Origin of the sequence: Agrobacterium vitis (genome assembly GCF_014926405.1) — a bacterium.
GTDB lineage: Bacteria > Pseudomonadota > Alphaproteobacteria > Rhizobiales > Rhizobiaceae > Allorhizobium > Allorhizobium vitis_H.
In genome coordinates, this window is sequence record NZ_JACXXJ020000003.1 from 539,546 (window position 1) to 552,041 (window position 12,496).

General features: G+C 58.6%; 11 protein-coding genes and 1 riboswitch. Of the genes, 4 read left to right on the plus strand and 7 right to left on the minus strand.

Annotated features, from left to right (window positions below; all coding sequences use genetic code 11):
• Positions 1 to 146 precede the first annotated feature (146 nt).
• On the plus strand, positions 147 to 566 hold the full coding sequence (locus IEI95_RS04015) for a heme-binding protein (protein WP_156532256.1): 420 nt from the start codon (positions 147 to 149) through the stop codon (positions 564 to 566).
• Positions 563 to 1,435, plus strand: a complete 873-nt coding sequence (locus tag IEI95_RS04020; protein ID WP_156532255.1) for an NAD(P)-dependent oxidoreductase — start codon at positions 563 to 565, stop codon at positions 1,433 to 1,435. The genes IEI95_RS04015 and IEI95_RS04020 overlap by 4 nt, the downstream gene beginning before the upstream one ends.
• Positions 1,436 to 1,585: 150 nt before the next feature.
• Here the strand turns inward: IEI95_RS04020 and amaB are convergent, their stop codons facing one another.
• The gene (amaB, locus tag IEI95_RS04025) at positions 1,586 to 3,121 is read right to left on the minus strand and encodes an L-piperidine-6-carboxylate dehydrogenase (protein WP_156532254.1); all 1,536 of its coding nucleotides are present in this window, start codon (positions 3,119 to 3,121) and stop codon (positions 1,586 to 1,588) included.
• Between the two features lie 57 nt (positions 3,122 to 3,178).
• Positions 3,179 to 4,462, minus strand: a complete 1,284-nt coding sequence (locus IEI95_RS04030) for an NAD(P)/FAD-dependent oxidoreductase (RefSeq protein ID WP_156537228.1) — start codon at positions 4,460 to 4,462, stop codon at positions 3,179 to 3,181.
• Between the two features lie 215 nt (positions 4,463 to 4,677).
• Here IEI95_RS04030 and IEI95_RS04035 point away from each other — a divergent pair, with 215 nt between their 5' ends.
• Together IEI95_RS04035 and IEI95_RS04040 are read left to right on the plus strand one after the other, a co-directional pair.
• Entirely contained in the window at positions 4,678 to 5,577 is a 900-nt protein-coding gene (locus tag IEI95_RS04035; RefSeq protein ID WP_071584416.1) for a LysR family transcriptional regulator, read from the plus strand.
• 58 nt (positions 5,578 to 5,635) lie between these two features.
• A riboswitch (FMN riboswitch) is annotated at positions 5,636 to 5,781 on the plus strand.
• Between the two features lie 127 nt (positions 5,782 to 5,908).
• Positions 5,909 to 6,385 (plus strand): 6,7-dimethyl-8-ribityllumazine synthase, encoded by a 477-nt coding sequence (locus IEI95_RS04040; RefSeq protein WP_156532252.1) that lies wholly within the window; start codon positions 5,909 to 5,911, stop codon positions 6,383 to 6,385.
• A gap of 49 nt (positions 6,386 to 6,434) precedes the next feature.
• On the opposite strand, the gene IEI95_RS04045 is transcribed toward IEI95_RS04040, so the two are convergent.
• The 5 genes from IEI95_RS04045 to arfA form a co-directional block, all read right to left on the minus strand.
• The gene (locus IEI95_RS04045) at positions 6,435 to 7,751 is read right to left on the minus strand and encodes an extracellular solute-binding protein (RefSeq protein WP_156532377.1); all 1,317 of its coding nucleotides are present in this window, start codon (positions 7,749 to 7,751) and stop codon (positions 6,435 to 6,437) included.
• A 102-nt stretch (positions 7,752 to 7,853) separates the two neighbouring features.
• Positions 7,854 to 8,696, minus strand: a complete 843-nt coding sequence (locus tag IEI95_RS04050; RefSeq protein ID WP_156537229.1) for a carbohydrate ABC transporter permease — start codon at positions 8,694 to 8,696, stop codon at positions 7,854 to 7,856.
• Positions 8,693 to 9,565 carry a carbohydrate ABC transporter permease gene (locus IEI95_RS04055; protein ID WP_234890957.1) on the minus strand — a complete coding sequence of 291 codons (873 nt, stop codon included), beginning with the start codon at positions 9,563 to 9,565 and terminating at the stop codon, positions 8,693 to 8,695. The genes IEI95_RS04050 and IEI95_RS04055 overlap by 4 nt, the downstream gene beginning before the upstream one ends.
• A gap of 55 nt (positions 9,566 to 9,620) precedes the next feature.
• A complete protein-coding gene (locus IEI95_RS04060; protein ID WP_194415962.1) occupies positions 9,621 to 10,721 on the minus strand; it encodes a sn-glycerol-3-phosphate ABC transporter ATP-binding protein UgpC in 1,101 nt (366 codons plus the stop codon).
• 48 nt (positions 10,722 to 10,769) lie between these two features.
• On the minus strand, positions 10,770 to 12,293 hold the full coding sequence (gene arfA, locus IEI95_RS04065) for an arabinosylfuranosidase ArfA (RefSeq protein ID WP_156537231.1): 1,524 nt from the start codon (positions 12,291 to 12,293) through the stop codon (positions 10,770 to 10,772).
• Positions 12,294 to 12,496 lie beyond the last annotated feature (203 nt).

The window sequence follows — 12,496 nt, forward strand, 5'->3', positions numbered from 1 at the left end:
ACTTGATAGTCTGGACTTGGTATTCAAGTTCGAAAATCAAACTGACCGTGACAGGTGAGAACTCCTATTCCTACTCGCCAAGCTGGTCCGGTTCGAATATGGTATCGATAACATGACCGGTAGAAACTGCCAAGGGAGAGCATGCCATGAGCTTTACGATACAATCCAGCGCCTTGACCGACGAAGGCGTCGCAGCACTTTTGCGCGCTGCAATTGATGCCGCAACGGCGATGGGCCAGCCGCAATGCATTATCATTGTCGATCACAGCGGCGTAGAATTGGCGTCGTTTCGGATGCGCGGTTCGCGGTATCTCTCCTTAAAAAGCGCGAGGGCCAAGGCACGGACCGCAGCCTCGCTTGCCGCCCCCAGCCATAGCATTCCCGACCACGCCAAGCTGTTGCTGGCCGCAGCAACCCAAGGCGAAGCGACGGGGCTGAAGGGTGGCCTGCCCATTAAGGTCAACGGCATGTTGCTCGGCGGGATCGGGATCGGCTCCGGCTCGGGTGAGCAGGACGAAGACGTGGCGCGCGCAGCTCTTGCCGCCATTGGGGCGGAACTGTCATGACGCGTATCGCCTTTCTCGGCACCGGATTGATGGGGGAGCCCATGGCCCGTCATCTGGCGGTGGATTTCGAGGTCGTGGTCTGGAATCGCTCCTCACAAAAGGCGCAGGCCTTGTCCGACGTGGCCCGCATTGCCGCCAGCCCGGCAGAGGCAGCCAAGGGTGCGGATGTGGTGATTTCCATGCTGCTCGATGGTCCGGCCACCCGCGCCACACTGGAGGACAGCGGCGCAATGGCTGCGGCAGGCGAAGGCGCGCTGATCATCGACATGGGATCGGTGGAGCCGGCCTGCGACCGCGATCTCGCGTCTCTGGCTAAGCAAATGGGGAAGCGCTTCCTCGATGCCCCCGTCTCCGGCGGTGTGGCCGGGGCCAAGGCAAAAACGCTGTCGATTTTCGTCGGCGGCGCGCCGGAGGATTTCGCAGCCGCCGTGCCGGTTCTCGAAAAACTGGGCCGCCCAACACTGATGGGGCCGGTTGGCACCGGCCAAACGGCGAAGCTCGCCAATCAGTTGATCGTCGCAGTCACCATCGGCGCGGTCGCGGAAGCCTTTCGGCTGGCACAATCGGCGGGATGCGATCCGGCAACGCTACGCGGCGCCTTGCGGGGTGGCTTTGCCGATAGCCGGATTCTTGACCTGCATGGCGAGCGGATGGTGACCGGCAATTTCACGCCGGGCGGACGGTCCGCTGCGCAGTTGAAAGACTTAAACAATGCGCTTTCGGTCGCTGCCGAGCACGCCCTGACCTTGCCACTCTCTGAAACGGTGCGGGCGGGCTTTACAGATCTTGTGCAAAACAAGGGCGGGGCAGATCTCGACCACTCGGCCTATTATCTCTGGCTGCAACAGATTCAGCCTGTTCAGGACTAGAGTTTGTCAGGGAAAAGTGGAATCCGGTTTTCCCGAAAAGACAAACGAAAACAAGAGAATCTAGAGTCTGTCTGGTTCAATCTGAACCTGACAGACTCTAGCGGCCTCAACCATCCCCCCGGTTACCGCCGGGGGGATGGCAACGACTGATTACTCGACGTCGAATTTCACGCCCTGGGCCAAGGGCAGCGAGCGTCCGAAATTCACCGTGTTGGTGGCGCGGCGCATATAGGCTTTCCAGGCATCCGAGCCGGATTCGCGCCCGCCACCGGTTTCCTTCTCGCCCCCGAAAGCACCACCGATTTCAGCACCGGATGGGCCGATATTGACATTGGCAATGCCGCAATCGGAGCCGCGATCCGATAGAAACGCCTCGGCTTCGCGCAGGTCGTTGGTGAAAATCGACGAGGACAGGCCCTGCGGCACATCATTATTCAGCGCCAATGCGGCATCAAAATCGCTGTAGCGGATCACATAGAGGATCGGCGCGAAGGTTTCATCCTTCACCGGTCCGGTCTGGGAGGGCATTTCCACCAGGGCGGGGCGCACATAATAGGCCGAAGCAGCCTCTTCTTCCCGCACGCGCATGCCGCCATGCACCACGCCGCCAGCGGCCTTTGCCGCAGCCAGCGCCGTTTGCATCGCCTCATAGGCGCGGCCATCGATCAACGGTCCAACCAGCGTGCCGGTCTCCAGCGGATTGCCGATGGTGACGGAGCCATAGGCCTTGATTAGCCGGGGAACCAGCGTGTCGTAAACGCTGTCATGCACAAACAGGCGGCGAAGCGTTGTGCAGCGCTGGCCAGCTGTGCCCATGGCGGCAAAGGCAACGCCGCGCAGGGTCAGATCGAGATCGGCGGTTGGGCCGACGATGGCGGCGTTATTGCCACCCAGTTCCAGGATTGACCGGGCAAAGCGGGCCGCCAAACGCGGACCGACCGCCCGGCCCATGGCTGTCGAACCGGTGGCCGAAACCAGTGGCACTTTCGGATGATCTACCAACACTTCGCCAATGGCGCGCTCACCGATCAGCACGGTCGAAAGCCCCTCCGGCGCGCTGCCGCCAGCGGCCACATAACGGCGAACCGCTTTTTCGAAAATAGCCTGAGTAGCAAGGGCGGTAATCGGCGTCTTTTCCGAGGGCTTCCAGACGGTTGAATTGCCGCAGACCAGGGCCAGCGCCGCATTCCAGCACCAGACGGCAACCGGGAAATTAAAGGCCGAGATAATGCCGGTGACGCCGAGGGGATGCCAGGTTTCCATCATCCGGTGTTCGCTGCGTTCGGTGGCGATGGTCAGGCCGTAAAGCTGACGCGACAGGCCGACCGCGAAATCGCAGATATCGATCATTTCCTGCACTTCGCCGAGCCCTTCGGAGGTGACCTTGCCAACCTCGATGGACACGAGACGACCAAGATCGTCCTTATGAGCCCGCAATTCTTCACCCAGCAAGCGCACCAATTCGCCGCGCTTGGGGGCTGGCACAAGGCGCCACGCTAAGAAAGCGGCATGTGCATTGTCGATGGCCTTGCTTGCCTCATCGCTGGACACTGTTGCAAGCGTGGCAAGCGCGCTGCCATCCACAGGCGATGTGACCGCCAGCGAACCGCCCGACAAAGTCCCGGCGGAAATACCGAGATTTGCAAGAATGCGCGATACATCGGCAGGCAGGTTGAGTTTCGACATCGATATGATCTTTCCTTGAAACGTCGTTTGCATGTGAATGGTGTTGAGTGAAGCGGATCAGAACCGGCTATCCGCCAGATGAGCGATTTGCGCGCCCGCCTCGTAGTAGATTTCCTTTATCGTGCGCAACGCAATGGTTTCCGGCTCGGATAGCGGCAGGGGCAGATCCGCCTCGCCGATCTCGCCCAGAACCAACTGTGCCAATGTCCGCCCAAAAGTCGTGCCGGGCGCAATGCCACGGCCATTATAGCCGCTAAATCCGACAACGCGCTTGGCAAAGCGGTGGAAACGCGGCACGGCATCGCTTGTCATCCCGATCTTGCCATACCATTCCGTCTCGAACTCGACATCGCCCAATTGCGGAAACAGCCGCTTCAGGCTGCGCTTGGCCCAGGCCCGGTGGACTGCCGCCCCGCCATGGCGTAGCGCGCCGACACTGCCGAATACCAGCCGACCGGCCTGATCCATGCGGAAGGATGACAGGATTTCCCTGGTATCCCAGCAGCCCTCACGATTCGCCAACAAGGAGCGGCGCAGATTTTCGCCAAGCGGCACAGTGGCAAAGTTGAAATAGGGAAGATGCATCTGCTCTTCCCGCACACTTTTCCAGGGACCGGTGGAATAGGCATCGGTGGACACGATGATCCAGCGGCAGGACACATGGCCGGACGCGGTCTTCACCACCCAGCTCTCGCCTTCCCGCTCGGTTTCCACCACCGGGCTGCCGGTGAAAATCCGCACCTCTGCACGAATGGCGGCAGCGGCAAGGCCCCGCGCATAGGCAAGCGGTTGCAGCGTTCCGGCCCGGGGATCAAACAGCGAACCGGCGTAGGCAGTGCTTCCGACGCGAAACGCCGTTTCTTCGGCAGACAGAAGCTCGACCGGCGCACCACGTGCCACCCATTGCCGGTGACGGTTCTGCAATTCCTCCAGCCCGGTGCTGCCGACGGCCAGATGCAGCGTGCCATTGGTTTCCAACTCGCAGGCGATACCGTGCTTTTCAATTGTCTCGCGCACCAACAGCGGCGCTTCGCCCAATTGCTTCAGCGCCCGCTCTCCATGCACGGGGCCAAGCACCTTGGGCACGTCATCGGGCATCACCCACATGCCGCCATTGATCAGCCCGACATTGCGGCCCGCCCCGCCAAAGCCGATCTCGACCGCTTCCAGCAACACGACAGAAACCCCGGCCTCGGCCAGATGCAAGGCGGCAGACAGGCCGGTATAGCCGCCGCCGACCACGACCACATCGGCAATCAGGTGTTCAGTGAGCACCGATGTGGACGGCGGCGATGGCGCGGTTCGCTCCCATAGCCCGTGCGATCTTGGATTCCCCTGCATGACAGTTCCCTTATATCGCAACCGAACCGGAAGCCGGGCAAAACGGCAGCAATTACTCTGCCAAAACACTAGCAAGTGCTGAACCAGTCCGCCAGTGCGCAATTATCGATGTTTCTGCAAGAGTTCTTTCCCAAATGGAATGACCTCAAGCAAAAGACCGCCTATAGAAAACCATGTCGCCCTTCTCGCCAGTCCGATCTATGCCCGGAGCCTCCATGCAAAGTCCCCGCCGTTTCCTGCCCTCCCTGCATCTTCTTTCGGCTTTTGAGGCTGCGGCCCGCACTGGCAGCGTCACGGCGGCAGCGCGGGAATTGAGCCTGACGCAAAGCGCGGTCAGCCGGCAGATCAAGGCGCTGGAAGAGCAGCTTGGCGTCGAGCTTTTTCACCGCGAACGCCAAACGATCCGGCTGACGGCAGGCGGCAACATCTATGCCCGCGAAATCCGCGATGCGCTGCGGATCATCAGCACCGCATCGCTGACGCTGAAGGCCAATCCGTTCGGAGGGACACTCAATCTCGCCATCCTGCCAACCTTCGGCACCCGATGGCTGGCCCCGCGCCTGCCGGGATTTCTCAGCCGCCACCCCGGCATCACCATCAATCTCGTTACCAAGCTTTCCTATTTCGATTTCCGGCTGGAACCGGTCGATGCTGCCATTCACTTCGGTCTGGCCGATTGGCAGGGCGCGGAAATGTCGCTGCTGCGCTCTGAAACCGTCATTCCCGCCTGTAGCCCTGAGTTGCGCGACACCTACCGGTTTCAAACCCCGCTGGATCTGCGCCAGGCCCCTCTTCTCCATCTCACCACCCGCCCCGATGCCTGGGAACGCTGGCTTGCCAGCAATGACGTGCAATCCGACCAGGTGCGCGGCATGTTGTTTGACCAGTTTGCAACAGCCGCTCAAGCCGCGATGGCAGGACTTGGCGTCGCGCTGCTGCCTGAATTCCTGATCGAAGAGGAAATGGCCTCCGGTCGCCTGGTGAAGGCCATTGACCGGCCGATGCAAAGCACCGAGGCCTATTATCTCGTCTGGCCGAATGAACGTGGTTCACACCCACCTTTGCAGGCGTTTCGAGACTGGATATTGGAAGAAACCGCAGACGACAGACGCTAACCTACCGAATAATGAGAAAAACGGCCTTGCAATTTCTGCAACTTCAATTCTATGTTATAACTGTTCTCAGGGCGGGGTGAAACTCCCCACCGGCGGTATCGGGCTTGCCCGGAGCCCGCGAGCGCTTTCAGGGCAACCTGGGAGGTCAGCAGATCCGGTGCGATGCCGGAGCCGACGGTATAGTCCGGATGGAAGAGAGCATGCAGGAAATACCCCAGCGGAGCTTCGTCTCCGCAACGGGTTTTCACTGCTGTTCGCCCAAGGGAAAATTGGCCGCCTCCGTGCGGTGTTCCAGCCAACTCTGTTTGGCTGACCCTTGAAAGGCAGAGACATGACTATCGCAGCAAGACTTGAACCAAACCGTATTGCCGTCATCCGCGCCCGCTGGCATGCCGGGATCGTTGATCAATGCGTAAACGCCTTCGTCGCCGAATGGCAGGCGCTTGGCGGCACCGCCGCCGAGATCGACATTGTCGACGTGCCGGGCGCCTTGGAAATTCCCCTTCATGCCCAGACGCTTGCCAAAACCGGACAATATCGCGCCATCCTCGGCTGTGCGCTGGTGGTGGATGGTGGCATTTACCGCCATGATTTCGTGGCCGCCACCGTCTTGGACGGCATGATGCGCGTGCAGCTCGATACCGAGGTGCCGGTGCTTTCGGCGGTATTGACACCCCATAACTTCCAGGAAAGCGAAGCGCATATCGCCTTCTTCCGTGAACATTTCATTATCAAGGGCAAAGAAGCAGCCTCCGCCTGCCACGCCATTCTGGCGGCCCGCGCCGAAGTGCTGGTATCGGCACTGTAAAATAGCAGCGCCCAAAGCTTTTGGCTTTGGGCGCTCACCTATCTTGTTTTTAGAGATTGCCAAGCAAGTCATTCACCCGGCTTTGGGCATCCTTTAGGGCGGCATCGACATCCTTCTGACCGGTCACCGCAGCACTCATTTCTTCGCCGATAATGTCCTGGATCGGGAACTGGCGCTGCACTTGCGACGGCAGTGGCCGCCCAAGCTGGGCAATATCAGACACCGTGTCGCGATGCGGCAGTGCCTTGAAAGCATCCGAAGTCAGGACAGCCTGCACGGATGGCAGGTGGCCGGTGCGCGACCAATCGAAATCATTGTCGACGAAGAATTTCAGGAACCGCGCCACGGCCTTGGTCTGTTCGGGCGTCCGGTCCTTGACGGAAACAGCCCAGGTGTGACCATCGGCAAACTGCGCGTGATCGCCGGAAAACAGTTGCGGATAGGGATAGACGGCATAACCGCCCTTGTTCAGCGCCGTGCCCGGTTTGGCAGCCGAGGCATTATAATCGCCAATCATCCAGGTGCCGTTCAGATGAACACCGCCGGCACCCGCCAGAAAGGCGGTGATCGAGGCGCCGTAATCCATGTCCTTGGTGGTATAGCCCTTGGCGTAGATGGTCTTGTACATCTCCACCACCCGCTTGGCCTCAGGCGTGTCGAGCTTGATATGGGTCGGATCAGCGAAGAAGTCCGAGTTTTGCTGAAACAGATAAGTATAGAGATTGCGCATATAGAGCGCCGTCTCATTGGCAAGATTCTGCACGAAATAGGGCTTGCCGGTCTTCTGCTTGAACTGTTCGGCCTGCGCCAGAAGCTCTTCCGGGGATTTCGGCAGGATCGGCGTACCATCGGCATTGACGAGACCCGCCTGCTTAAACAGATCCATATTGATATGGTAGAGCATGGTCCAGCTGTCGATCGGCAATCCATAGAACTTGCCGTCCTTGGTCGCGCCCTGCCGCGCCGCCTCGGTAAAGGTTTCAGGCTTGATGCCTTGTGTGGCCAAAAGCTCGTCCAGCGGCATGATCAGGTTTTTGGACTGATAATCCGACAGGGCCGATTCATGGATCGTGACGATGTCAGGCGGATCGTTGGAGGCAAATTGCGCGTTGAGCTGGTCATAGCCCGGCCATTCCACAGTCGCCACCGACACATGGATGTCGGGATTATCGGCGTTGAACTTGTTGATCAGCGAGGTCATGATCCCACATTCGCCGACCGATTTGCTGACGTCTGTATTGCTGCCATATTCGGCATCGCAGGCGCCGAAGAACCTTTGGACGTTCAGTTCCACAGGCTCCGCCGCAAAGGCGGCATGAGCAGTCATCAATGCCACCACCGGAATGGCGGTGCGCATCAGTTTCATGATCCTCGATTTGACTGGCCTCGATTTGATTGGCGTCGCTTTCATGCTCTCTCCTCCCACGTGTTTCCTGTTATCTTCTTGCTTGTAATGTCAGCGCAAACGCTACCGAACGGCTGCCCCCGACACCGCCGTGACGATATATTTTTGGAAAAACAGATAGATGATAAGGATAGGCGCTCCAGCAAACACCGCCTGCGCCATAAGAAAGCCCAGGCCTTCGGACTGACCGAAATTAGTCTGGGTTGAGGCAAGCCCCACTGTCAGCGTATACATGTCCTTCCTGGATGCCGAAATCAGCGGCCAGAAATAATCGTTCCAGGACGCCAGAAACGTGAAAATGCCAAGCGTCGCCTGGGCGGGCAGCGTCAGAGGCAAGAGCACCTTCCAGAAGATTCGGAACCGGCTGGCATTGTCCAGCAGGGCCGCCTCATCCAGATCGCGCGGAATGGCCCGGAAATATTGCGTCATCAGAAAGACGCCGAAAGCGCTGGATAGACCCGGCAGCACAAGGCCCGGATAGGTATTGTGCAGGCCAAGCATGCTGAAAATCTGGTGGCGGGCAACCAGAACCGCCTGCTCCGGGACCGCCAGCCCGAACAGAACGATCACAAACAGCGCATCGCGGCCTGGAAAATTCAGCCGGGCAAAGCCATAGCCGGCCAGCGAAGACAGGATCAGCGTGCCGATGGTGAGGCTGATCGAAACGATCAGACTGTTAAGTATCCAGCGAAACACCGAGGATGTCTGGAGAATATTGAGATAGTTGCTGACGATATAGGGCGGATGAAACACCGAATTGGGGTCGGCCATCAGCACACTGTTTTCCTTCAGCGACAATCCGATCACCCAGAGAATGGGCAAAAGCATCACGAGAGATAACAGCACGACCAGCCCAAGGACGATCCGGTCACCAAGCTTGCTGTGAGAAGAGGAAAAGCCGCTCATGCCGCGTCTCCTTTACGTCTGGTGATCAGATATTGCGCCATGGCGGCGAGCAGGATCAGAATGAAGAGGATTTCGGAGGCTGCGGCCCCGAGACCAAGATCCCAGCGGCGGAAAGTGACTTCATAGATATAGAGAACGATGGGTCTGGTCGCATTGTTCGGCCCGCCCCGCGTCATCAACAGCGCCTGGCCAAACAGCTGGAATTGCAAGACGATCTGAATGATGACCACCAGGAGGAATGTCCGCTTGATGGATGGCAGGGTAATGGCCGTCAGTGTCCGCCAGCGGCTGGCATTGTCCAGCGCCGCCGCCTCATAGATATCGCCGGGAATTTGCTGCAAGGCCGATAGAAACAGCATCATCGGCAGGCCAAGGCACCACCAGACGGTGGCGATGGCAATCGCAATCATCGCCAGGTCCGGATCGGAAAGAGCGGCGGGCGCCGTTGCGCCGAACCAGCCGAAAATGGTGGCCAGCAAGCCGACCTGCGGAATGAACACAATCCGCCAGACCAGCGTGACGATGGTGACGGAAAGAACCGAGGAAGCAAAAAACAGGGTTCGCAGAACCGCCGCCGTCCGCGTCTGCCGGTTGAGCGCGAGCGCCAGAAATAGCCCAAGCACCGCCAGCGTCGGCACCGTCAGCGCCACGAAATAGAACGTATTCCAGATCGACTGAATGAAAACGGTATCACGAAACAGCCGCAGATAATTATCAAAGCCGACGAACCGCCCGCTCGAAAACATATCGGCCTTATGGAAACTCAGCCAAATGCCCCAGATCAGCGGAAAAACCAGAAGCGTGGTGAAAAATGTCAGGTAAGGCGCCACGAATAACGCATGGCTCCAGCGCGGAGCATGGATGCTCATCGACGCAGGGGCTGAACGGCGGCGCAGGCTCACACCCGACAATTCAAAAGAGCGGTCAGCCATCGGACAGCACCTCCGCATGCCGGGCGGTTCCATCCGCATCGAACAGATGGGCTTTTTCACCGTCAAAACCAAGGCCTATGCGATCGCCGATTTTCAGGCGCGTCTGACCCGCCGTTGCGGCCACCACACTTTGGCCATCCGCCAATCGTGTATAGATCAGTGTCCGATCACCCAGACGCTCCAGCACATCGATCGTGCCATCAACGTCCCCGCCCTCAGGAGGCGTGACGTGAACCGCCTCGGCGCGAATACCGAGCGTGACAGCCGACGCAGCATTTTCCGGATCGATATGGGTTTCGATGCGCAGGCTCTGGCCGCAAGTGACGACAAGGCCGGATCTGCCGGGGGTAAGCCCCGTAACATCGAGAAAATTCATCGCGGGCGACCCGACGAAACCGGCAACAAACCGGGTTGCCGGGCGCTCATAGATCTGCATCGGCGTGCCAATCTGCTCGATGCGACGATTGTTCATCACCACGATCCTGTCGGCCAGCGTCATGGCTTCGGTCTGATCGTGGGTGACGAAAATCATTGTTGAGCGCAGCCGCTGATGCAATTGCGCCAGCTCGATGCGGGTCCGGGTGCGCAAAGCCGCATCCAGATTGGACAGCGGCTCATCAAACAGGAAGGCCTTGGGCTCCTTCACCACCGCCCGGCCAATCGCCACGCGCTGGCGCTGACCACCGGAAAGCTGCCCCGGCTTGCGCTCCAGCAGATGATCGATTTCCAGCATCCGCGCCGCTTCCGCAATACGCGCATCGATGACCGATCGGGAAACCTGAATATTCTCAAGCCCGAAGGCCATGTTCTGGCGCACGGTCATGTGCGGATAAAGCGCATAGGACTGAAACACCATAGCCACGTCACGCTGACCGGGTGGAAGCCCGTCAATCCGCTCGCCATTGATGTGGATTTCGCCGTCATCGACGCTTTCAAGCCCGGCGATCATCCGCAGCAAAGTCGATTTTCCGCAGCCCGACGGACCAAGGAAGACCACGAATTCATGGGCCGGAATGGACAGCGACAGGCCATCCAGCACGGTCATGGCACCGTAGGTCTTGCTGACATTGCTGATTTCGATCTGTGCCGTCATCGCTATCCTCCTCCCAGGTTTAGCAAGGTCAGGAATTATCCATGCCCCCTAAGAGACATCCCGAACCTTCACCCGGATCATCTGGTAGGACAGCGCCGGAAACGACGCCGTCAGGCTTGTGCCATCGATAACCAACCCCTCGCCCGGGCGTGGCGCAACCTCCGTCATCCGCTCCTGCGTATTGACCGCCTTCAAGTCGGCATGGGTCATCACCTGATAATCGGCGATAGACGGCGCGGTGCCAAACCCCTGCAAATCGAATGTGGTCTCGATGGCCGCCTCTGAACGATTGACGATGAAGAAAGCAATCGAGCCATCCGCCGTGTCATGCACGGCGGCAATGTCGAGACTGTCGACCTCACCGACGGCAGACGCCGTATAGGTCGGGCTTTTTACCCGCAGATCCAGCGCCGTGCCACGGCCATGTACCGAGGCGAACAGGAATGGATAGAAAATCGTCTGCCGCCAGGCCGGACCGCCCGGCGCCGTCATGATTGGCGCAATCACATTGACCAATTGCGCCAGGCAGGCGATGCGCACCACGTTGGAACGGCGGATGAAAGTGTTGATAATCAGCCCGACCTGCAACACATCCTCGAAATTATAGATGTCTTCCAGCAATGGCGGCGCAAAGGGCCAGCCGTCATTACCCTGGAGGATTGCCTTGTCCTGTTCGTTGGAATGATACCAGACATTCCATTCATCAAAGGAAATATAGACATTCTTGGAAGAGCGTTTCTTGGCCTTGATGAAATCAATCACACCAGAAACCGAGACGATATAATCATCCAGCTTCTTGTTCTGGGCGAGATAATTGGGCGTATCGCCTGCCTTGTTGTCGAAATACATATGCAGGGAAATATAATCGACCTCATTATAGGTATGGTCGAGAACGGTCGCCTCCCATTGCGGATAGCTCGGCATCTTGGCGTTGGACGAACCGCAGACCACCAGTTCCAGCGATTTATCGAAGGTCCGCATGGCCTTGGCGGTTTCATGGGCAAGCCGGCCATATTCATCAGCCGATTTGTGGCCGATCTGCCAAGGGCCGTCCATTTCATTGCCCAGGCACCAGAGCTTCACATCAAAAGGCTGCGGCCTGCCATTGCTGATACGCAGATCGCTCCAATAGCTGCCGCCGGAATGATTGGCATATTCCAGAAAATTGCGCGCCTCATCCAGCCCGCGCGACCCGAGATTGACGGCCAGCATCATCTCAGTTCCGACAGAGGCGCACCAATCGGCAAACTCGTGAAGGCCGACCTCGTTGCTCTCCGACGTATGCCAGGCGAGATCAAGGCGAACCGGGCGCTGATCCCTAGGGCCAATGCCGTCTTCCCAATTATAGGCCGAAACGAAATTGCCGCCGGGATAGCGCACGATCGGCACGTTCAACTCCCGCACCAGATCGATGACATCGCGGCGCATGCCGTTTTCATCGGCGCTCGGGTGATCGGGCTCATAAATACCGGTGTAAACTGCCCGGCCCAGATGCTCTATGAAGGAGCCGTAGAGCCGTGGATCAATCTCCGCAATGCTGAAATCGGCATGCGCCAGAACGGTCGCCTTCATGTCATCCTCCCTATATGTATCCAATATGATGATTTAAACCATCTTGTTGGATATAAAATAGCGATTTTGGCAAAGCGTCAAGCTGAAAAACGACCCAAATGACGGGGAAATCAATGCTGCAACACAGCAAAACCTCAATGACAACAATGTGACAAAGGCGTGACGGCTGATATTCACGCCCAGAACCTATCAATCACCAAATC

What these genes read in the sequence shown, in the direction of transcription:
- IEI95_RS04015 (WP_156532256.1), top strand. Translation starts at nt 147, where the DNA reads ATGAGCTTTACGATACAATCCAGCGCCTTGACCGACGAAGGCGTCGCA.
- IEI95_RS04020 (WP_156532255.1), top strand. Translation starts at nt 563, where the DNA reads ATGACGCGTATCGCCTTTCTCGGCACCGGATTGATGGGGGAGCCCATG.
- amaB (WP_156532254.1), bottom strand. Translation starts at nt 3,121, where the DNA reads ATGTCGAAACTCAACCTGCCTGCCGATGTATCGCGCATTCTTGCAAAT.
- IEI95_RS04030 (WP_156537228.1), bottom strand. Translation starts at nt 4,462, where the DNA reads ATGCAGGGGAATCCAAGATCGCACGGGCTATGGGAGCGAACCGCGCCA.
- IEI95_RS04035 (WP_071584416.1), top strand. Translation starts at nt 4,678, where the DNA reads ATGCAAAGTCCCCGCCGTTTCCTGCCCTCCCTGCATCTTCTTTCGGCT.
- IEI95_RS04040 (WP_156532252.1), top strand. Translation starts at nt 5,909, where the DNA reads ATGACTATCGCAGCAAGACTTGAACCAAACCGTATTGCCGTCATCCGC.
- IEI95_RS04045 (WP_156532377.1), bottom strand. Translation starts at nt 7,751, where the DNA reads ATGAAACTGATGCGCACCGCCATTCCGGTGGTGGCATTGATGACTGCT.
- IEI95_RS04050 (WP_156537229.1), bottom strand. Translation starts at nt 8,696, where the DNA reads ATGAGCGGCTTTTCCTCTTCTCACAGCAAGCTTGGTGACCGGATCGTC.
- IEI95_RS04055 (WP_234890957.1), bottom strand. Translation starts at nt 9,565, where the DNA reads ATGAGCATCCATGCTCCGCGCTGGAGCCATGCGTTATTCGTGGCGCCT.
- IEI95_RS04060 (WP_194415962.1), bottom strand. Translation starts at nt 10,721, where the DNA reads ATGACGGCACAGATCGAAATCAGCAATGTCAGCAAGACCTACGGTGCC.
- arfA (WP_156537231.1), bottom strand. Translation starts at nt 12,293, where the DNA reads ATGAAGGCGACCGTTCTGGCGCATGCCGATTTCAGCATTGCGGAGATT.